Annotated in this window: 17 protein-coding genes; 13 read left to right on the forward strand and 4 right to left on the reverse strand. The window is 63.8% G+C overall.

Features of this window, described 5'->3' with window-relative positions; translation table 11 throughout:
* Positions 1-399: 399 nt before the first annotated feature.
* The 4 genes from ABCN07_RS00005 to ABCN07_RS00020 form a co-directional block, all read right to left on the reverse strand.
* Complete coding sequence (locus ABCN07_RS00005) at positions 400-1,146, reverse strand: acyl-ACP thioesterase domain-containing protein (protein WP_343004829.1); 747 nt, start codon at positions 1,144-1,146, stop codon at positions 400-402.
* Between the two features lie 264 nt (positions 1,147-1,410).
* Positions 1,411-3,315, reverse strand: coding sequence for an ABC transporter ATP-binding protein (locus ABCN07_RS00010; protein WP_343004831.1), 1,905 nt, complete (start codon positions 3,313-3,315; stop codon positions 1,411-1,413).
* On the reverse strand, positions 3,308-5,182 hold the full coding sequence (locus ABCN07_RS00015) for an ABC transporter ATP-binding protein (protein WP_343005156.1): 1,875 nt from the start codon (positions 5,180-5,182) through the stop codon (positions 3,308-3,310). Before ABCN07_RS00015 ends, ABCN07_RS00010 begins: the two co-directional genes overlap by 8 nt.
* Before the next feature lie 131 nt (positions 5,183-5,313).
* A complete protein-coding gene (locus tag ABCN07_RS00020; protein WP_343004832.1) occupies positions 5,314-5,874 on the reverse strand; it encodes a MarR family winged helix-turn-helix transcriptional regulator in 561 nt (186 codons plus the stop codon).
* Positions 5,875-6,335: 461 nt separating this feature from the next.
* Between ABCN07_RS00020 and ABCN07_RS00025 the strand changes: the two genes are divergently transcribed.
* The 13 genes from ABCN07_RS00025 to ABCN07_RS00085 all read left to right on the forward strand — a co-directional run bounded on the left by ABCN07_RS00025 (position 6,336) and on the right by ABCN07_RS00085 (position 21,564).
* Positions 6,336-7,274 (forward strand): phosphate ABC transporter substrate-binding protein, encoded by a 939-nt coding sequence (locus ABCN07_RS00025; protein WP_343004834.1) that lies wholly within the window; start codon positions 6,336-6,338, stop codon positions 7,272-7,274.
* A gap of 29 nt (positions 7,275-7,303) precedes the next feature.
* The gene (pstC, locus tag ABCN07_RS00030) at positions 7,304-8,206 is read left to right on the forward strand and encodes a phosphate ABC transporter permease subunit PstC (protein ID WP_343004835.1); all 903 of its coding nucleotides are present in this window, start codon (positions 7,304-7,306) and stop codon (positions 8,204-8,206) included.
* A 181-nt stretch (positions 8,207-8,387) separates the two neighbouring features.
* Positions 8,388-9,296 carry a phosphate ABC transporter permease PstA gene (gene pstA / locus ABCN07_RS00035; protein ID WP_343005157.1) on the forward strand — a complete coding sequence of 303 codons (909 nt, stop codon included), beginning with the start codon at positions 8,388-8,390 and terminating at the stop codon, positions 9,294-9,296.
* Positions 9,293-10,141 carry a phosphate ABC transporter ATP-binding protein gene (locus ABCN07_RS00040; protein ID WP_343004836.1) on the forward strand — a complete coding sequence of 283 codons (849 nt, stop codon included), beginning with the start codon at positions 9,293-9,295 and terminating at the stop codon, positions 10,139-10,141. Before pstA ends, ABCN07_RS00040 begins: the two co-directional genes overlap by 4 nt.
* Positions 10,142-10,145: 4 nt before the next feature.
* Entirely contained in the window at positions 10,146-10,940 is a 795-nt protein-coding gene (pstB, locus tag ABCN07_RS00045) for a phosphate ABC transporter ATP-binding protein PstB (protein WP_343004837.1), read from the forward strand.
* 1 nt (position 10,941) lies between these two features.
* A complete protein-coding gene (locus ABCN07_RS00050) occupies positions 10,942-11,631 on the forward strand; it encodes a phosphate uptake regulator PhoU (protein WP_343004838.1) in 690 nt (229 codons plus the stop codon).
* A gap of 21 nt (positions 11,632-11,652) precedes the next feature.
* Complete coding sequence (locus tag ABCN07_RS00055) at positions 11,653-12,351, forward strand: response regulator transcription factor (RefSeq protein ID WP_343004839.1); 699 nt, start codon at positions 11,653-11,655, stop codon at positions 12,349-12,351.
* 4 nt (positions 12,352-12,355) lie between these two features.
* A complete protein-coding gene (locus ABCN07_RS00060; protein ID WP_343004840.1) occupies positions 12,356-14,005 on the forward strand; it encodes an ATP-binding protein in 1,650 nt (549 codons plus the stop codon).
* Positions 14,006-14,198: 193 nt separating this feature from the next.
* Positions 14,199-16,226 (forward strand): class I tRNA ligase family protein, encoded by a 2,028-nt coding sequence (locus tag ABCN07_RS00065; protein ID WP_343004841.1) that lies wholly within the window; start codon positions 14,199-14,201, stop codon positions 16,224-16,226.
* A gap of 881 nt (positions 16,227-17,107) precedes the next feature.
* A complete protein-coding gene (locus ABCN07_RS00070; RefSeq protein WP_343004842.1) occupies positions 17,108-18,142 on the forward strand; it encodes an ABC transporter ATP-binding protein in 1,035 nt (344 codons plus the stop codon).
* A complete protein-coding gene (locus tag ABCN07_RS00075; protein ID WP_343004843.1) occupies positions 18,142-19,122 on the forward strand; it encodes a sugar ABC transporter permease in 981 nt (326 codons plus the stop codon). The genes ABCN07_RS00070 and ABCN07_RS00075 overlap by 1 nt, the downstream gene beginning before the upstream one ends.
* A 10-nt stretch (positions 19,123-19,132) precedes the next feature.
* Complete coding sequence (locus tag ABCN07_RS00080) at positions 19,133-19,984, forward strand: carbohydrate ABC transporter permease (RefSeq protein ID WP_343004844.1); 852 nt, start codon at positions 19,133-19,135, stop codon at positions 19,982-19,984.
* A 251-nt stretch (positions 19,985-20,235) separates the two neighbouring features.
* Positions 20,236-21,564, forward strand: a complete 1,329-nt coding sequence (locus ABCN07_RS00085; RefSeq protein ID WP_343004845.1) for an ABC transporter substrate-binding protein — start codon at positions 20,236-20,238, stop codon at positions 21,562-21,564.
* The last annotated feature ends 13 nt before the right edge of the window (positions 21,565-21,577 follow it).

A 21,577-nucleotide genomic window follows, 5' to 3' on the forward strand; every position in this document is an offset into this window, starting at 1 on the left:
GACCTCGGGGGCGTTCGGTTAACTGCGGGAGCGTGCCGTCAGCTCAATGTGTTCGGTTGGGATCGGAAATCAACCCAGAAATTGTAAGAAGCGATTTCTGAGAAATGCTGCACAACAAATTTATATGGATGACCTGGGGTTATGCTATGCGAGTGTGTCGAGTCACGCTGTATTGAGGCATGGAGTCATGGACTGACAACAATTGGCCGTAGCTTTGATTTCAGTCAGGTCCGCCTTGTAGGCTGCGGACGCAATAGCCATGAGAACGGCGGGGTCTCGCGCGTGCGAGGCCTCGCCATTGTGTATTGGTGTGCGCTTATGCGCCGGGTGGCGACGCGCCTGCGCGTCACGCCGGTGAGCGCGTGAGCCGCGAACGTTGTGTCGCGAACGTCGACTGTTTTAGCTTAGGCGAACGATGGCATAGGGTGATCCGGCCTCGTCATCGAGGGTGACGATGGCGGACATGCTGCCGTCGATGGGGGATTCGCGGTGAATATGCGGGTAGATGGTGTCTCCGAGCTTGGCGGCGCGACTGTAGTGGACATCGAGCGCGCATGGCGTTGAGACTTCGCCCTCTTCAAGCACGCCAAGCGCAAGGCTCACGTACTGCGCGTTGTTGACGTGATGATTCGTGTCGATGTGTGCTCCGGTCACCGTGATGGGGGCGCAAGCTTGGCCTTCGCCTTCAATGCGAACCACGCGCTGGATGGGTGGCAGATCGAGCGGCGAGTCGTTGCGAGCGTCCTCGACGTAGGGGGCGGACTCGCTCTCTGGAATGCGGATGGGGCGGCCCTTGTTGGCGTCGAACATGAACCAGCTCGAATCGGCGCGCACAAGGGGATGGGCGGCCGCATCGTCGCTCGCGCGGCAGACGGTGAAGTTGCGGCTGGCGCGCAGGCCCTTGAAGCCCGTCGCCCAGGTGCTCACGCGAATCTCGTCGCCGAAGCTTGGAAGCTCGGCGATGTCGATCTTCCAGGCGCTGAGTAGCCAGGCGAGCCCCGTTTCGGCGGTGTGCGCCGGTCCCAGTCCGAGCTCCTCGCTTCCAAATGTGGTGCAATCCTGCAGGTAGTTGACGAGAGAGGGAATGGATAACTTACCCGTCTCGTCTATCTCGCTGTACCTCACGCGACTGGTGAACGAATACATGTGACTCCAATCCTCCCCGTTATTTTATCCGTCAGGGGTTGTCCTCTGTTTGTGTTAACGCGCTGGAAAGCCGACGAGGCGCCCTGGGCCAGCCGCTCGGCCCGTCGTGTCCCTGTCGAACAAAAAGCCCCGCGACGCCATGGTGAACTGCGCCGCAGGGCATTACTCGCCGATGAAGAGGCTACCTCGCTGGGACGTGCCCGGAAACTGGGACGTGCCCGGCTGCACCGGCGTGGCCGGTGACCGGGACGCGCCCCGTCGCCGCTACTCCAGCTCGAAGGCGCCGGTGTAGAGCTGGTAGTAATAGCCCTTCTTGGCGATGAGCTCGTCGTGGTTGCCGCGCTCGATCACATGGCCGTGGTCGAGGCAGATGATCACGTCGGAGTTGCGCACGGTGGAGAGTCGGTGCGCAATGACGAAGGTGGTGCGGCCCTGCATGAGCGCGTCCATGCCCTTCTGCACGATGGCCTCGGTGCGCGTGTCGATCGAGCTCGTGGCCTCGTCCAGGATCATCGCGGGCGGGTCCGCCACGGCGGCGCGGGCGATGGAGATGAGCTGGCGCTGGCCCTGCGAGAGCTGGCTGCCGCTGCCGGTGAGCATCGTGTTGTAGCCCTCGGGCAGGCGAGTGATGAAGTCATCGGCGCCGGCGAGCTTGGCGGCGGAGATGCACTCGGCATCGGTCGCGTCGAGCTTGCCGTAGCGGATGTTGTCCATCACGGTGCCAGTGAACAGGTTCACGTCCTGGAGCACCACGCCGAGCGAACGGCGCAGGTCTGCCTTGCGGATCTTGTTCACGTTGATGCCGTCGTAGCGGATCTTGCCGTCGGCGATGTCGTAGAAGCGGTTGATGAGGTTGGTGATCGTGGTCTTGCCCGCGCCGGTGGCACCCACGAAGGCGACCTTCTGGCCCGGCTTGGCATAGACGGAGACCCCGTAAAGCACCTGGTGTTCGGGCGTGTAGCCAAAGTCGACGTCCTCCATGCGCACGTCTCCGCGAAGGGGCGTGTAGGTGGTGGTGCCGTCGTGGTGCGGGTGCTTCCAGCCCCAGAGGCCCGTGCGCTTCTCGGACTCGACGAGCTCGCCCTTCTCGACGCCCAGGTTGACGAGCGTGACGTAGCCCTCGTCCTCCTCGGGCTTCTCGTCGATGAGGTCGAAGATGCGATTGGCGCCGGCGAGGCCCATGACGACGAAGTTGATCTGCTGGGAGATCTGGCCGATCTGGCCGCAGAACTGCTTGGTCATGTTGAGGAACGGGACAACCACGGCGATGGAGAGCGCCATGCCAGAGAACGACAGGTTGGGCACGTCGAGGGCGAGGAACAGGCCGCCGGCGAGCGCGACGATGACGTAGAGCAGGTTGCCGATGTTCATAAGCACGGGCATGAGGATGTTGCCATACATGTTGGCCTGCTGGGAGACCTCGAACAGGTGCTGGTTGAAGCGGTCGAAGTCCTTTTCGGCGGCGGCTTCGTGGCAGAACGCCTTGACGACCTTCTGGCCGTTCATGATCTCCTCGACCTGGCCCTCGACCACGCCGAGCTCCTTCTGCTGCGCCACGAAGAAGCGGGCGGACTTGGAGCCAAGCAGGCGCGTCATGGCAACCATGAACGCGACGCCGGCGACGATGACGATGCACATCCACACGGAGTAGTAGAGCATGATGATGAACACCGTGGTGATGACGATGCTGGTCTGGAAGAGGTTCGGCAGCGACTGCGAGATCATCTGGCGGGTGGCATCGATGTCGTTGGTGTAGTGGCTCATGATGTCGCCACGCTGGTTGGTGTCAAAGTAGCTGATCGGCAGGTCCTGCATGCGATTGAACATCTTCTCGCGAAGCTGCTCGAGCGTGCCCTGCGTGATGGTCGCCATCGAGCGGTTCCAGATGAGCGAGGCAATGACGCCCATGAGGTAGACCAGGGCGAGCGTGGAGACGAGGCGGAAGATCTCGGGCTGCGCCGAAGCCCAGTCGCCAGACGCCCCGTAGGTGGAGATGATCTCGAGGGCACCCTGGAGGAACACGGCGCCAAACGAGTTGGTGATGGCGGCGATGGCGAGACACACGACGACGAGGGAGAGTCGGCGCGGGTAGAACGAGAAGATCGTCTTGATGAGGCGCAGGGCGGTGCCGGCCTTGGCCTGCGGGCGCTTGGGCTGCTGCTTACTCATTGGCCTCGCCTCCCTTCTCGGCGTTGGCAGGGGTTGCGGTTGCGGCGCGCGTGGCGGTTGCGACTGGTGCGGCGGTTGCGTCGGACGTGGCGGTTGCGTTAACGCGCGCCTCGGCGTCCGAGCCCTCGGCGGCCTCGACGTCCGCCTCGTCCGTGCCCATCTTGTTCTGCGAGGTGTACGTCTCGCGATAGATGGCGCAGCGGCCCATGAGCTCGTCGTGCGTGCCGATGTCGGAGATGTGGCCGCCCTCCATCACCACGATGCGGTCTGCGTCTTCGACGCTCGAGATACGCTGGGCGATGATGAGCTTGGTGGTCTCAGGCAGGTAGGTGGCGAGACCCTCACGAATCTTGGCGTCGGTCTTGGTGTCGACGGCGCTCGTGGAGTCGTCGAGAATCAGGACCTTCGGGCGGCGGAGAAGGGCTCGTGCGATGCAGAGGCGCTGCTTCTGGCCGCCGGAGACGTTGGAGCCTCCCTGCTCGATCCAGGTGTTGTAGCCCTCGGGGAAGCCGTCGACGAACTCGTCCGCGCAGGCGAGGTGCGCGGCCGCGGCGACCTCCTCGTCCGTCGCGTTCTCGTCGCCCCAGCGCAGGTTCTCGGCGATGGTGCCGCTGAACAGCACGTTCTTCTGGAGCACCATGGCGACGTTCGTGCGGAGCGTCTCGAGGTCATAGTCGCGGACGTCGACGCCGCCGACGCGCACGGTGCCCTCGGTCGCGTCATAGAGGCGCGCGATCAGGTTCACGAGCGTGGACTTGGACGAACCCGTACCGCCGATAATGCCGATGGTCTCGCCGCTCTTGATGTGGAGGTCGATGTCGGAGAGGGCACGGCGCTCGGCACGGGCGGAGTACTTGAAGCTCACGTGGCTGAAGTCGATCGAACCGTCCGCGACCTCGGTGACGGGGGAGGCGGGAGCCGCGATGGTGGGCTCTGCCTCGAGCACCTCGTTGATGCGTCGCGCGGACTCGTCCGCCATCGTGACCATGACGAAGATCATCGAGAGCTGCATGAGGCTCATGAGGATCTGGAAGCCATAGGTGAAGATCGCGGAGAGCTGGCCCACATCGAAGAGGGTGGCATTACTGGTGATGATGACCTTGGAGCCCAGGTAGATGAGCACGACCCACGTGATGTCGACGGTGACCATCATCATCGGGTTGTTGAGGGCAAGCAGCTTCTCGGCGCGCGTGAAGTCATCGCGGACGTCGCGAGCGGCGTGGGAGAACTTGGCCTTCTCGTAGTCCTCGCGCACGTAGCTCTTCACGACGCGCATGCCGGTGACGTTCTCCTCGACGGACTCGTTGAGGGCGTCGTACTTGTGGAAGACGCGCGAGAAGATAGGACGGACGAGGTGGATGATGTAGAACAGACCGAACGCCAGGAACGGGATGAGCACCACGTAGATGAGCGCGAGTGGGCCGCCCATGGCCGTTGCCATCGCGAAGGCGAAGACGAGGCACAGCGGCGAGCGGACGGCGATGCGGATGATCATCATGAACGCCTGCTGGACGTTGTTGATATCGGTGGTGAGGCGCGTCACGAGCGAGCTCGAGGAGAACTCGTCGATGTTAGCGAAACTGAAGCGCTGGATGTTATAGAACATGTCGTGGCGCAGATTCTTGGCGAAGCCGCAGCTAGCGTGGCTGCAGGTGATGCCGGCGGCCGTGCCGAACGCGAGGGAGAGCAGGGCGAGCGCCACGAGGATCGCGGCGGGTTGCATGAGCTCCGGCACCGTGGCCTCGACCTTGATTTGGTCGATGAGCGACGCGGTGAGGAACGGGATCGCCATCTCGCAGATGACCTCGCCGAGCACGAGCAGGGGCGTGGCGACGGAGTAGCGCTTGTACTCGCGGACGCTGCTCATGAGGTTGCGCATGATGGCACCGTAATCCGCCTTCGTTTTGGCGGCGGGCTTGCTGCCGGTGGCGTTTGTGCTGGTGCCGGGCTTGCTGCCGTCGGCGCTCGCACCGGTGCCGGGTGCCTGCTGATTCGCGTCTAGTTCTTGCTGCATGGGCAATCCCCCTTCTCATATGGGTCGATTGACTTCCAGTGGTCTTTGACGAGGTCAAGCATGTTTTCTAGTTCGTTGCGCTGCTCGCGGGTGAGGCAGGTGAGGGCGCCCGCGCGGAAGCCCTCGCGGCGCGTCTGCTCCTCAAGCGCCTGTGCGTGGCCCTCGGGCGTGAGCTGAACGATGAGCTGGCGACGGTCTTGCGGGTCGCGCGTGCGCTCGATGAGGCCGTCTCGCTCGATTTTTGCGAGGACCTCCGAAAGGGAGCCGGCCTTGAGGTCGAACATGTTCATGAGCTCGCGTTGGGGCATGGCGTCGCCGTGCTTGAGAAGGGCGCAGATGATGGGCGCGCGACCCGAGCGCCCACCACCGTGAATGTGGATGTAGTGGCCGCAGAAACCAAGCATGTCCACGATGTGCGCGCACTGGCGCTCGCAGGGGTCTGCGATATCCATCCAACGTGGGCGGAACGGGTCATCCGTGGTGGGGAGGGGTCTGGATTCGACTCTTCCGCATTGGGTGAAGCCCTCTGCTTCTTGCTGCTCCATGGGCCTCCTTTCTACGGTTTTTCGAATGTGACGGGAGAAGTCTAGGAGTCTGCTGAGAAATAGTCAAGGTACCTAATGATTTGGAACCTAATTATTTTTTACATGCACTTTGCGTGCCTAGTTTCAGCGCGCTTAGGTCGGCCACGTGCTTAGGTCGGCCGCGCGCGATGAACCGGCTGCGTGCGATGAGGCGCGTCTTGGCCGCGTGCGATGAACCGGCCATGCGCGATGAACCGGCCGCGCGCGATGGGCTGCGTCTTGGCCGCGCGTTTGTAAGCGCAACGTAAGCCCAGGTCATCTGTACGTAAGGACGCGTCACCCGTTCGTAAGGTCTGGCGGATTTCGCCGATCGCGCGCCGGCTGGCCCGTAGAGTCTCGTCTTGGAAGCGGAAGCGCCTCCACGGGCCACAAGACTCGGCGCCCAGAGGCCAAGCCGCAACGCTCACATACAAAGGAGAACCATGAACATGGACATGTCTCGTCGTCAGTTCCTCGGTCTTGCCGGCAGCCTCACCGCCGTCGCCGGTCTCGGCCTCGTCGGCTGCGGTGGTTCCGGTGCCGCCAACACGGCCGCCGCTTCCTCCGAGGCTGCCGCCGACCTCTCCGGCTCCATCACCTGCTCGGGCGCCACGAGCTTCCAGCCGCTTGTCGAGGACGCCGCCAACGCCTTCATGGATGCCAACGCCAACGTTAACATCACCATTTCCGGCGGTGGCTCCGGCCAGGGTCTCTCCGACGTCAAGGACGGCAAGGCCCAGATTGGACGTTCCGACATCTTCGCCGAGGAAAAGCTTGACGCCGCCGACGCCGCCAAGCTCGTCGACAACCAGGTCGCCGTCGTGGGCATGGGTCCGGTCGTGAACAGCGACGTCGACGTCGACGACCTCACCACCGAGCAGCTCCGCGGCATCTTCACCGGCGAGATCACCGACTGGAGCCAGGTTGGCGGCACCGCCGGCCCGATCCAGGTCATCAACCGCAAGGCTGGCTCCGGCACCCGCGCCACCTTCGAGAGCGCCGTCCTCGCCGGCGCCACCGTGCCCGACTCCTTCAAGCCGGTCGCTGAGGAGGACTCCTCCGGCACCGTCGTCGAGAAGCTCCAGCAGACCGCTGGCGCCATCTCCTACCTCGCCTTCTCCTACTACGATGACTCCAAGTTCAAGGCCCTCAAGGTCGATGGCGTCGAGCCTAAGGCTGAGAACGTCGAGTCCGGCGACTTCAAGATTTGGTCCTACGAGCACATGTACACCACCCAGGACGCCGACGAGGTCACGAAGGCCTTCATCGAGTACATGCTCTCCGATGACGTCCAGGGCTCCCTCGTCGAGGAGAAGGGCTTCATCCCTCTGACCGGCATGAAGGTCAAGAAGGACGCTTCCGGCACCATCTCCGCCGCCTAGCCTAGACACTCCATCCAAAGGACTCGCACATGGCAAAGCAGCTTATGCCGAAGCGAAGCCTGGAGAACGTTGGACTGGGGCTCACGGGGGCCTGCGTGGCCCTCGTGGCCCTTGTTGTTTTGACCCTCATCATCATGGTCGCCGAGCAGGGTCTCACCACGTTCTTCGTTGACGGCGTTGACTTCGGTAGCTTCATCTCGGGGCAGAACTGGATTCCGACCGATGGCCGCTACGGCGCGCTGCCCCTCATCGTGGGATCGTTCTCCGTCACGATTCTCTCGACGATCTTCGCGCTTCCCGTGGCCCTGGGCTCGGCGATCTTCGTGGTCGAGGTCAGGCCGGTCTTCGGCCGCAAGGTCTTCCAGCCGCTGGTCGAGCTCCTCGTGGGCATCCCTAGCGTCGTCTATGGCCTCATCGGCCTCACGGTGGTCAACGCCGCGATGCGTTCGATCTTCGGTGACGCGGCAGGCACCGGCGCCGGCATCCTCTCGGGCGCCATCGTCCTCGCGGTCATGATTCTGCCCACGGTGACGACGCTTTCAATCGACGCTCTCGCCGCCGTGCCCAACCAGTATCGCGAGGGCTCCTACGCCCTCGGCTGCACCCGCTGGCAGACCGTCACGCACGTTGTCCTCAAGAGCGCCCTCCCGAGCCTGCTCACCGCGGTCATTCTCGGCATGACGCGCGCCTTCGGCGAGACGCTCGCCGTGCAGATGGTCATCGGCGGCGTCGAGAAGGCCATGCCCAACGGCCTGCTTGATCCCGCGGCCACGCTCACGACGGCCCTCACGAGCGGTCTTTCCAACGCGACGACGGGCTCGGTCGAGTACCACGCCCTCTGGAGCCTGGGACTTCTGCTCATGGGCATGTCACTCTTGTTCATCATGATCATCCACGTTATTGGCAAGAGGGGAGCGAAGGCGAATGGCTAACGCAAACTCGGCCTGTGCCACTGGCGCCATGTCCTCCGGCGTCGATGCCGTCGCCCACGCGGCATCCGACGCCGTGTCCGCCGCGGCCGCCCACGTCACGCCCGGCGTTTCCGAGAAGGGCGCCTCCGTTGGCGGCACCGCCTCCGCCGGGGCTTCCGGCACCCCGACCGGCCCCGACGTCATGTCCGGTGTCGACCTCGACGCCCACGCGGCGAAGATCGGCCGCCAGGACAAGATCGCGACCGGCGTGCTCACGGCTATCGTCGGCCTCGTGTTGGCGCTACTTGCTGCCATCGTCATCTACATCCTTGCCCGCGGCCTGTGGAAGGTCGTCCAGCCGGGATTTCTCACGAACCCCTCGTCTGACAAGGAGCTGCCCGGCATCGTCTTCCAGCTGTTCGACTCGTTCTACATGCTGGTCATCACGCTACTCATCAGCGTGCCCATCAGCCTGGGCGCGGCCATCTTCCTCGTGGAGTACGCGCCCGACAACTGGATCACGAGCACCGCTTCCACCGCGATCGAGACCCTCTCGAGCCTGCCCTCCATCGTCGTGGGCATGTTCGGCAGTCTGTTCTTCGTGGTGGTCCTCCACTGGGGCATCTCGATCATCGCCGGCGCGCTCGCGCTCACGATGTTCAACATCCCCATCCTCGTGCGCGTTATCCAGCAGGCGCTCGCCGACGTCCCCCGCTCGCAGCGCGACGCCGCGCTCGCCATGGGCCTCACACGCTGGGAGACCACGCTCAACGTGCTTCTTCCCGTCGCCATGCCCGCCATCGTCACCGGCATCGTCATCTCCGCCGGCCGCGTGTTTGGCGAGGCGGCCGCCCTGATCTTCACCTCTGGCTCCGCCGCTGCGCGCATCAACTTCGGTGCCGCCATCACGAGCCCGCGTAGCCCCTGGAACATCTTCCGTCCGGCAGAGACGCTGGCCGTCCACATCTGGAAGCTCAAGATGGAGCCCACGCCCGGCAACGACGAGATCGTCTGGGGCACGGCCGCGGTGCTGATCATCTGCGTGCTGCTGTTCAACGTCCTTGCGCGTCTCGCTGGCAAGGTCCTTGCGAGGAGGCTGACGAGCGAATGAGCCAGACCATGACCGAGGGCCTCGACGGGGCCCAGCGCGAGGGGGCCGTCGCGCCCGCCGCTGCCGAGGGCAACGCCTCCGCCGACCACCTCCTTCGCGCCCGTGGCGTCACCGTGCGCTACGAACACGTCAAGGAGGCCCTGCACCCCACCACGCTCGGTTTTGACGCCGGCCAGGTGACGGCGCTCATCGGCCCCTCCGGATGCGGCAAGTCGACCTTCCTGCGCTGCCTCAACCTCATGAACCGCGAGATTCCCAAGTGCGACGTGGGCGGAGAGATCCTCTACCACGGTCGCAACATCAACACGCGCGAGGAGGACCTCTTCCAGCTGCGTACGAGCATCGGCATGGTGTTCCAGCAGCCGACGCCGTTCCGCAAGTCCATCCGCGAGAACATCCTGTTCGCGCCGCGCCGCCATGGCCGCGTCTCCAGCCGCGAGGAGGGCGACGAGCTCGTCGAGCGTTCGCTTCGCCAGGCGGCCCTCTGGGACGAGGTCAGAGACAAGCTCGACCGAAGCGGCCTGAGCCTCTCCGGCGGCCAGCAGCAGCGCCTCTGCATCGCGCGCACCCTCGCGATGAACCCGGACGTCGTGCTGTTCGACGAGCCCTGCTCGGCGCTCGACCCCATCTCCACCTTCGCGGTGGAGGAGACGATTCGCTCGATCGCTGACTCGGGCATCTGCGTCGCCATCGTGACGCACAACATGGAGCAGGCCACGCGCGTAAGCGATCGCACGGCCTTCTTCTACATGGGCGATATGGTCGAGGACGGCCCCACGAAGCGCATCTTCATGGATCCGCACGACGAGCGCCTTGCAGACTACCTCAGCGGAAGGTTTGGATGATCTGATGGAGAAGGAGTTCACCCAGTCGCGCCATCGTTCGATCACGGACACCCCGTCCGCCATCGACGTGCGCGACTTCAATCTCTGGTATGGGGACTTCCAGGCCTTGAAGCACATCACGCTCGACATCCCCGAGCGTCGCTGCACCGCCTTCATCGGCCCCTCTGGCTGCGGAAAGTCGACACTGCTCCGCACGTTCAACCGCATGTGCGACTTCGTTGAGACCGTGCGCCACGAGGGCGCGATTGAGTTCGCCGGCAAGGACGTCTTCGCGATGGACGCCAACGCACTGCGCGTCCACGTGGGCATGGTCTTCCAGCATCCCAACCCGTTCCCGATGAGCATCCGCGACAACGTCCTCTACGGCCTCAACCGCATGATGCGCCTCACTCACGCCCAGGCGGATGAGGTCCTCGAGCGCACGCTCAGCGAGGCTGCTCTCTGGGACGAGGTCAGAGACAAGCTCGACCAGAGCGGTCTGGGCCTCTCCGGAGGCCAGCAGCAGCGCCTGTGCATCGCGCGCGCCCTGGCGACGAGCCCGGACGTCCTGCTCATGGATGAGCCGACGAGTGCCCTCGATCCCATCTCGACCCTCGTGGTCGAGGAGCTCATGCAGCAGCTCTCGCGCGAGCACACCGTCGTGGTCGTCACCCACAACATGCAGCAGGCGACCCGCGTCGCCGACAAGACCGCGTTCTTCTACCTCGGTGAGCTCATCGAGGCCGGTCCCACCAAGGAGCTGTTCGCCAACCCGCGCGAGCAGCGCACCCAGGAATATCTCTCAGGGAGGTTCAGCTGATATGGCTACCCGAGTCGAGTTCACAAGGCAGTTGAGCGACATGGAGGGCCTGCTCGCGCGTTTCGCCGAGAAGTCCGCGACGGACGTCCGCGCTGCGGGTCTTGCCGCCTCCGGCGATCGTGGCGCCGAGACGGGCGTCCTCGAAGGTAGGAAGCCCGCCGATCGCCTCCGCCAGGAGATCGAGAGCCTCTGCCTCGACATCATTCTCATGCAGCAGCCGCTCGTCGGCGACGACCTGCGCTTCGTGTCCGCGTCGTTCCGTCTGGTCTCTGACCTCGCGCAGATCGACTCCATGACGCGCGACGTCGCCTTCGTCTTCTCCGAGATGCCCGCCGACGTTACGACCCGCCTGTCCGACTCCTTCGTTCACATGAGCGAGCAAGCGGCGAAGATGGTCGACGACAGCATCGAGGCGTTCCTCACCAAGAACGTCGAGCTTGCGCAGAAGGTCATCGCCAGCGACGACGTCCTCGACAAGATGTACGCCGCGGCCGAGGCGGTCGTCGTCGAGCTCATCAGGCAGGGCCAGCCGTCGCCTCGCAGCCTTCCGGAGCTGCTTATGGCCGCCAAGTACTTCGAGCGAATCGGTGACCAGGCGCAGCGCATCGCTGATTGGGCGGTGTTCCGCGCCACCGGAGAGCGTATCCTTACCGGTGGGGACCACTCCGCCGCCAATACGGATGGGGAGTAGCCCAAAGTGATGGCGGATCGGATGGAGAGCGACCAGTTGATCTACTACGTCGAGGACGAGAAGAACATCCGCGAGCTGACGGTCTACGCGCTGTCGCAGGCTGGCATCGAAGCCAAGGGCCTTCCCGATGACGCGGCGTTCAGACGCGCCTGCGCCGAGCGCATCCCTGACGCAGTGCTTCTCGACATCATGCTGCCCGACACGGACGGCCTCACCATCCTAAAGCGAATCCGCCAGACGCCCGGCCTCTCCCAGGTGCCGGTCATGATGCTCACGGCTCGCGACTCGGAGCTTGACACCGTGACCGCCCTCGACGGCGGAGCGGACGACTACCTCGCAAAACCCTTCGGCATGATGGAGATGGTGAGCCGTGTGCGTGCCCTGCTGCGCCGGGCCCCGTCGCGCGCTGCCGCCTCGGCCGCCATCTCCGATGTCATGAATCTGGGACCTTTGTCCCTTTCTCCCTCCAGACACGAGGTCTCCCTCGAAGGGAAGCTCCTTAATCTCACCGTCAGGGAGTTCGATTTGCTATCGTTCCTCATGAGGTCTCCCGGCGTGGTGTTCAACCGCGAGACGCTTCTGCAGCGCGTGTGGGGTTGGGACTTCGACGGCGGCAGCCGCACGGTCGACGTCCACGTCCAGACGCTGCGCCAGAAGCTCGGCGATCACGCCGAACTCATCGAGACGGTGCGTGGGGTTGGATATCGATTGAGGGGCTAGTGCCATGGCGGAGGACGCGACCAACGGCATGATGGGTCAGGACGAGCTTCCTGAGCAGGTGGCTGATGTTGTCGATGACGGCGGCGCCACCGGGGCTGTGACGCCTTCGGGTGAGGATGATGTGGATAAGGACGCGCCCGCCGTGCCCGCCCCGGATGCCGTGCCCGCCCCGGCCGCCGCGAAGGCAGCGCCCGCCACGGATGCCGTGCCTGCCGCACCTGCCGCGGATGCGGATGTCGACGGTGACTCCTCCCCACGGAAGTTCCGTATGCGCCTGGCCCGTGGGCGCAAGTCACTTGCGCGCCGCATCTTCGTCTCGCTTGCCGCCGTGTCCGCCATCGCGGCCGTCGCGGTTCTCGTCATCGCCACGCTCGTCTACCAGAAGAGCGGCGTGAGCGATGCCGGCCGCATGCTCGAGACCGAGTGCGCCCTCGTCAAGACGAGCATGCGCGGCACGCAGTCTGACATCATCCACCTCACCAACCTTGACCTCGGCGAGGCGCGCGTGACCGTCGTCAGCCCCGACGGCACCGTGCTCTATGACAACCAGAACAGCGTCGACAGCATGCCCAACCACGCCGACCGCCCCGAGATTGCCGGTGCGCTCGAGACGGGAAAGGGTTCCGCGGAGCGAGACTCGGCAACGTCTGGCGGGGTCGAGATCTATCGCGCCGTTCGCCTCGACAACGGCAACGTGCTGCGCCTTGCCGTCGGCCGCGATGGCATCAAGGCGGCGCTCGGGCATGACGTGCTGCTCGCCGTTGCCGTGGTCACCGCCGTGGTGCTTGTGTGCTGGGCCGTGTCGCGTCTGATTGTCGACCGCCTCGTGGAGCCCATCCTCGACATCGATCCCTCGAACCCCGACCCGGAGGGCTCCTACGTGGAGCTCGAGCCCCTGGTCGAGCGCATTGACGAGCAGATGGGGGAGCTCCGTGGCGCGGACCTCATGCGTCGCGAGTTCACCTCGAACGTGACGCACGAGCTCAAGACGCCACTTTCCACCATCTCTGGTGCGGCGGAGCTCATTCGCGACGGCATCGCGAAGCCCGAGGACGTACCGGAGTTCGCCGGTCGCATCGTGGACGAGGCGCACCACATGACAGACCTCGTGAACGACATCCTCACCCTCTCCAAGCTTGACGAGTCCGAGCGCGCCGGTGACACCTCGCTGCTTGGCAAGGCCGAGCCTGTCGATATCGCCCATGCGCTTCGCGAGGTCGGCAACCGCCTCGCGCCTGTGGCGGAGGCAGCCGACGTGAGGCTCACTTGCAGCGGAGATCCCGTCATCGTGCGCGGTATCCCGTCGCTTCTCGACGAACTCGCCTACAACCTGTGCGACAACGCGATCCGCTACAACCGCGCCGGCGGCACGGTTGATGCCCGCATCGACGTCGTCGATGGCTGCCCGCGCCTCGTCGTGGCCGATACCGGCCTGGGTATCCCCGAGGCAGCGCAGGCCAAGGTCTTCGAGCGCTTCTATCGCGTCGACACGAGCCGGTCGCGCGAGCGCGGCGGCACGGGTCTGGGCCTCGCCATCGTGAAGCATGCCGCGGCCTATCACGGCGCCAAGCTCGCGCTCGAGTCGAAGGAGGGCGTCGGCACCACCGTGACCGTCACCTTCCCGGAGTCCTCGCTCGTGGAGGCACTCGGCTAGTCGCCGGCAGTTTGCCATTCTCGGACGCTCGATTCGGGGCGGTGCCTCTCCGGGGGCGCCGCCCCGGTCTTTCTCGGCCACCCGGCCCCGCTCCCGCCCGGCGCCTCTCGGCCGCCCGGCCCCGCTCCCGTCATTCCCGGGCGTGCAAAAGTGCGATAATCAGCAGGTTGACTGACTATCGAGAAGGGCACCCATGGCTTCCGAGAACACGAATCGCCCCAACTTCCCGGCGCGCGCCGTCGTCACGGCCGGTATGCCGTATGGCAACAAGGACCTGCACTTTGGCCACATCGGTGGCGTCTTCGTGCCGGCGGATTTCTTCGCCCGCTTCCTGCGTGACCGCATCGGCTCCGAGAACGTGCTGTTCGTCTCCGGCACGGACTGCTATGGCTCGCCGATCATGGAGGGTTACCGCAAGCTCACGGAGGCCGGCGAGTTCTCCGGCACCATCACCGACTACGTTCGTGGCCACCACGACAATCAGAAGGCCGCGCTCGACGCCTACGGCATCTCGCTCGACATCTTCGCCGGCAGCGGCCTCGAGCCGGCAAAGCCCTTCCATGCGAAGCTCTCTGACGAATGGATTCGCCGCCTGTACGAGGTGGGCGCCCTCAAGAAGCGCTCCACGCTGCAGTTCTATGACACCGAGGCGAAGACCTTCCTGAACGGGCGCCAGGTCAAGGGCCGTTGTCCGGTCCGCGGCTGCAAGTCCGAGAAGGCCTATGCGGACGAGTGCGACCTGGGGCACCAGTTCGACCCGGAGGAGCTCATCAACCCGGTCTCCCAGCTCACGGGCACCAAGCCCGAGCTTCGTCCGTGCGACAACTGGTACTTCGACCTACCCGCGTTCTCCGAGGCCCTCGAGACCCTCATGGACGAGTGGGATGCTGACCCGCAGGTTCGCGACATCGTAACCAAGACCGTGCGCGAGAGCCTCGTCGCGCCTGTCATCTACATCAAGAACGAGCTGCGCGAGGACTTCGCCGCCGTCGCGGGCGACCTTCCGGTCCACACCGTGCACGAGGCGCAGGGCAACCAGGCTAGCTTCTCCGTCGAGTTTGCCAATTGGGAGGCGCGCGACAAGGCGCGCGAGGTGCTCGAGGGCGCGCACGTTCGCTTCCGCACGGGCAAGTGCCTGCTGCCGTTCCGCATTACCGGCAACATCGACTGGGGCGTTGCTGCCCCGGAGATCGACGGTGTGAGCGGCCTCACCGTTTGGTGCTGGCCCGAGAGCCTGTGGGCGCCGATCAGCTTCGTCCAGACCGCGCTTGCCGAGAGCGCCGACGGCCGTTACTCGAGCCGCGACTGGCACGACTGGTGGTGCGCGGATGACTCTCGCGTCTTCCAGTTCATCGGCCAGGACAACATCTACTTCTACTGCGTGGCGCAGCCCGCGATGTGGGAGGCGATGGGCTGGGGCCTCAAGCAGACCACGCCCGTGGCCAACTACCACATCCTGTTCATGAACAAGAAAGCTTCGAGCTCGGGCGCCATCAAGCCGCCGATGGCCGCGGAGCTTCTCGATCACTACACCGCCGAGCAGCTGCGTGCTCACTGGCTGTCGCTCGCGCTCGACGCCAAGGCCGTGAGCTTCTCGCCCAAGGTCTATGACACGAGCGTCTCCTACAAGGACAAGAAGACCGGCGAGGAGGTCCTCGTGTGCGACGATCCTCGCGTCGTCGACCCTGCCCTCAAGGAGAGTGCGTTCCTCACGAACATCTTCAACCGCCTTGCCCGCAGCTGCTTCTACGGCGCCGCGAAGGCGTGCGATTGCAAGCTGCCTGCGGTGGAGGCGAGTGCCGAGGTCGTCGAGGAATGCCGCGAGGCGACGCTCGCGTTCGAGCGAACGGTCCATGGGATGGACTTCCACGGCGCCCTTGCCGCGGTGGAGGAGTTCACTCGCGCGGCCAACAAGCGTTGGGACGCGGCGAGCAAGGCCGCCGGCGACGACACGGATGCTTACGTGGCCGCCCTCGCGGACGCTTTCGCCGCCCTTCGCACGACGGCCCTGCTGATGCACCCCGCCGTGCCTGCCGGGTGCGAGCTCGTTGCCGAGTACATGGGCTTCTCGGAGAAGGACTTCTTCAGCTGGGAAAACGCTCTCGCCACGCCGCTCGAGCTCGCCGCCGAGCTTGGCGAGGATGCTTCCGAGCACGCTATCCTCGAGCTTCCCCCGCGTTTCGATTTCTTCCGTAAGCACGAGAGCCAGTACAAGAAGTAGAGACTTACAGCTCATCGTCACGTTGCGTCCGTGTGCCGTGTTTAGCTCGTGACATGTTCGAGCTAGCTCCGCGAATTCCTGACCTCTCCGGACATCTGCGCCGGGGAGGTCTTTTACATTCACGTGCCGTCACTTTTCGCGCCGCCGTGTCGTCATGCCATGCTCTCCTGCGCCGACGCGTCTAGTGTGTCGCTGTGCCTTGCGTCGTCGTGGTCTTGCGTCTCCTTACCTCGCTCCTGGATCTTGCGTCGTCGCGACCTTGTGCCTTCTTGCCACGTCCGGCTGCGCCGGGAGGCTCTGGACCTGTCATGGAAGCCCCTTTGTCCCTTCGCGCCGCTTCGCGTGCAACGAATTTGAGGTTCTGCGGCTCGAATTGGGGCTTTGAGGCTTTAAAAACAATATGAGAGCAAAGAGCTAGCAAATAAAACCCCAGTTGCTCGTTATTCGGATGAGGAAAAAAACCATTTTTTAGCCGCAGAATCTCATTTTTGTTGCACGATGCCTTTGTTTTTGGCTCTAGAGAGCCTTCTGAACGCGCTCGCGCACCGTCAGAGGACGTTTCAAGTGCTGCGGCAGTGGCGTTTGTCGCGTGCGCTCTTTGTGCCGTGTCGTATTCGTCGGGCACCCCCATTCTTACCTTTACCGGGGCCTTTCATTCTTGTCTTTACCGGGCTCTCCATCCCTATCTTCTCGTGCATCCGTTCCTACCTTCTCGGTCGCCCCATTCCAGCCTTTACCGGAGCTTTTCATTCCTGACGAAAAGATGCGCGAACGGCTTCATACGCTGTCCGATACCTGACAGAACCGAAGTCTCGCCATGACGGCAGGCCGGGACAATCTCTCTTGTGCCCAGATGAATGAGAGAGAAAGGAAAGGCCCGCGTGTCGAGTATCGAATTGCGTCACGTATCGAAGTCGTATGACGGGAAGCCTCCGGTAATCCCCGATCTTTCGCTCACGATTCCCGATGGAAGCTTCACCGTGCTGGTTGGCCCCTCCGGCTGCGGAAAGTCGACGACCTTGCGCATGATTGCGGGACTCGAGGATGTGACCTCGGGTGATTTGTTCATTGACGGAGAGAGAGTAAACGAGGTGGGGCCCTCGGATCGCGACATCGCGATGGTCTTCCAGAACTACGCCCTCTATCCCACGATGACGGTGAGGGGCAACATCGAGTTTGGCCTCATCAACATGAAGGTACCCGAGGATGAGCGCCGACGTCGAATCGACGAGATATCTCGCATCGTCGGCCTGGAGGGTTACCTCGACCGTAAGCCCTCGCAGCTCTCCGGTGGCCAGCGCCAGCGCGTCGCCCTGGCGAGGGCCATGGTGAAGAAGCCCAAGGTCTTCCTCATGGACGAGCCCCTCTCCAACCTCGACGCGAAGCTGCGCACGCAGATGCGTACCGAGCTCATCGCCCTCCACCAGCGCCTCGGGACGACCTTCGTCTATGTCACGCATGACCAGACCGAGGCCATGAGCATGGCTACCAAGATCGTCCTCATGCGCGACGGCGTTATCCAGCAGGCAGACGTCCCCGAAGAGGTCTATGGTCACCCCAAGAACCGCTTCGCCGCGCAGTTCATCGGAACACCTTCCATGAACGTGTTCCCCTGCGCGGGCCTGGCCCTTCCCGAGCTCCCTACCGCCGCGGCGCTCTTCGGCTTCCGCCCGTCGCGTGCGATCATCGCCGGCGATGCCGGCGCTCCCTCCGACAGCTTCGCCTTCGAAGCGAAGGTAAACATTCACGAGGTTATGGGTTCGGAGATCATCTACCAGGCCGAGGCTCCCTTCGGAATCCTCTCCTTCAAGACATTCAACCAGCCTCTCGTCGAGGTGGGGCAGGCCGTTCAGCTGTTCGTTGAGAAGGACTCCATCCACTACTTCGATGACCAGGAGAGGCGGGTCGAGGCCTGATGGAGGCAAGCGTTACCGCCACCCCGGGGAAGACGACGGGGCGTCCGAGCGTTGGGAAGGCGAGTGGTGGCTCGAGCGAGAGCGAGAGGAGCGAGCGCCTGAACGCGAAGAGGGTGCTCCGCGCGCTTCGCCCCTACGCCGCCATCGCCCCTTCGATCGTGATCCTTGCGGTCTTCTGGATCTACCCGATATTCGAAATGGGTGGCCTCTCGCTCTATGAGTGGAACCTCGTCAATCCGGAGAAGGTCTTCGTTGGCCTTCAGAACTACATCACACTGTTCCAGGACGTGCAGTTCCGCCAGACGCTCGTCAGCACGCTGATTTACATGGTCTTTACGGTTGGACTCTCGGTTGTCCTCGGTATGCTCTGTGCCCTTCACCTCAAGCGCGTGAGCCGCAGGAACCGATTCCTCCAGGCGGTCATCTTCTCGCCCTATGTGATCTCGCTCGCCTCAATCTCCCTCCTGTGGCTCTGGATCATGAACAGGGATTATGGCCTGCTGAACCAGATCCTGTCCGCCTTCGGGGTGTCTCCCGTCGACTGGCTCGGAGACTCTCGCGTGGCGCTCGCCTCGCTCATCGCGATCTCCGTCTGGAAGTCCGTCGGGTATGACGCGCTGATCCTCACCTCGGCGTTGCAATCCGTCCCGGAGAACCTTTACGAGGCGGCGGAGCTCGACCACGCGAAGCCCTGGGCCACTTTTTGGAAGATCACCCTGCCCATCGTGTCGCCGACCCTCTTCTTCCTGGTGATCGTCGAGGTCATCTCCTCGCTCAAAGTCTTCGAGACGATCCAGATCATGACGCAGGGAGGGCCCCAGAACGCCACGAACACCATCGTGTTTTCCCTCTACCAATACGCGTTCAAGTTCTACAAGGTGGGCTATGCCGCAGCCATCGGCATGGTGCTCCTGGTCCTCGTCGCCATCTTCGCAGTCGTCTACTTCAAGGTGCTCGAAAAGCGAGTCCACTACCGTTAGGAGCTATCCTATGCAACCCATGACCAAGCACGGGATGCCGGCGCGCCGTGCCGTCCGCTCGGCGGGGAGGCTCGCGATTGACATCCTTCTCGTGCTCGTCTTCTTCTTCCCGTTCTTCTGGATGGTCTCGAGCTCGCTCAAGACGCTTGGCGAGACCATGCAGTTCCCGCCTTCGATCCTGCCGGCAAATCCGCAGTGGCAGAACTACGCCGACGCGCTGGAGTCCGGCCCCTTTGGGGTCTACCTGAGGAACTCGATCATCGTCACCCTGGCGACGCTCGTGTGCCAGACGCTCACCGTGATCCCCGCGGCCTACGCCTTCTCGCAGTATCGCTTCCGTGGTAAGAAGGTCCTGTTTGGCATCACGCTCGTCACGATGATGGTGCCGGTCCAGCTCGTGTTCCTGCCCATCTTCATCATGTTCTCTCGTTGGCACATGATCAACTCCTATGCCTCCCTGGTGCTGCCGTTCGCCACGAGCGCCTTCAATATCTTCATGCTGCGCCAGACGTTCAACAAGATGCCGCCGGAACTCATCGAGGCCGCCAAGCTCGACCATGCGAGCGAGCTGACGATCATCTTCAAGCTGTTCCTGCCGATGGCAATGCCGACTCTTGTAACCCTGGCGCTGCTGACCTTCATCGGGACCTGGAACGACTACTTTTGGCCCCTCGTCCTCACCACCAAGGACCTCGCTCGCACGCTGCCCGTTGGCGTCGCTGCACTCAAGGCGTCCGAGTCTGGCGTGAACTTCCACCTGCTGATGGCGGCGAACGTAGTGCTGACGGCCCCAATCATGGTGGTCTACCTCTTTGCGAACAAGCACATCGTGAAGGCGTTCTCGTACCTGGGCGACAAGTAGCGATGCCACGGGCATCGCACGCGGCGCCCGTGCCCGCGCGAGTCGTCCGCGCGCCCGTGCCCGCCCATGCCCGCCCATGCCTGGCCTGTCAGTGCCGCGCGTGCCCAGCGCTGGCCGGGCCTCCGCCTGACGCATCGCACGTGATCCAAAACAACAGGCTTCTCTCTTGCCCCCTCCGCGGAGGTGGGGGAGTCCTGTGCCGATAACGAAAACCAAGCCATTACGCACGTGAAATCGAAAGGACATCCCTCATGAAGGACCTCTCTCGTCGTCAGTTTGTCAAGCTCGGAGCCACCGCCACGGGCGCCGCCGCGCTCGCCGGTCTTTCCGCCTGCTCGGGCGACGGCGGCGTGGCCAGCCCTGCTGCCAGCACCTCCTCTGTCGGCACCATCGAGCTCACCTACTGGTACTGCTGGACCGACAAGATCAAGGAGAACAACGAGGAGCGTATCCAAGAGTTCAACGATACGATCGGCAAGGAGAAGGACATCCACGTCACCGCAGAGTCTCAGGGCTCCTACGATGACCTCAACTCCAAGCTCAAGAGCGCTTTCGTCGCTGGCGAGGCGCCTGACGTCTGCGTCATGGTCATCAACTCGACCAAGGTCTTCGCCGACGGTGGCATGATCCAGCCGATCGACGAGTTCATCGCCGATGACGACCTCAACGACTTCTGGCCCGGCCTCATGGAGAACTGCAAGGTCGACGGCAAGCTCTACGGCGTGCCGTACCTGAGGTCGACGCCGATTCTCTACTACAACAAGACGCTCTTCGAGAAGGCCGGCCTCGACGCCTCCACCGCTCCCGCCACCTGGGACGATATGGTCAAGGCTTCCGACGCTCTCGCCAAGGTCGGTGTCAAGGGCTTTGGCTTCTGCGCTGACACCTGGCTGCTCGAGGCCTTCTCCTTCTGCAATGGTGGCTCTCTCTGGGGAGACGGCATCCTCGGCACGAAGGCGACCTTTGCTGATGACCCCGCGGTCGACATGGTCCGCTGGTTCCAGGACAACGTCGCAAACCACAACTACTCGTTCGTCGCGGGCACTAACGCCTCTGACACACTCGACTCCAACGCCGCCAACCAGCAGATCGCCATGTGGACCTCCTCGACCGCCGGCCTCACCAACTATATGAGCGTGGCCGAACAGGGTGGCTATGAGGTGAGCGTTGGCTTCATCCCCAAGAACGCGCAGAACAAGGTCCCGACCGGCGGCTGCAACCTCGTGATGTGCGGCAGCCTCGAGGGCGAGCGCCGCGAGGCCGCGGCCGAGCTCATCAACTTCATGACGAGCAAGGACTCGAGCGTGAAGAACCACCTCAAGACCGGCTACCTCTTGACCCGCCAGTCCGCCTCCGACGACGACCGTATCAAGGACGCCTACTCCGAGACGCCCGAGTACCAGGTCGCCTTCGACCAGCTCGAGTACGCGGTTGGTGACTGCATGAACTCCGGGTTCGACGAGGCCGCCAAGATCTACATCGACGCGTTTGAGGGCGTCATGAGCACCGGCGAGGACCCCGAGGACAAGCTGAAGGCCGCGGCGGAGCAGGCGACCTCCGTCCTCGCCCAGAACGCCTAGGGAGGTATGGCCA

It is taken from the genome of Collinsella sp. 1033st1_E11_1033SCRN_220408 (assembly GCF_039062465.1).
GTDB lineage: Bacteria > Actinomycetota > Coriobacteriia > Coriobacteriales > Atopobiaceae > Parolsenella.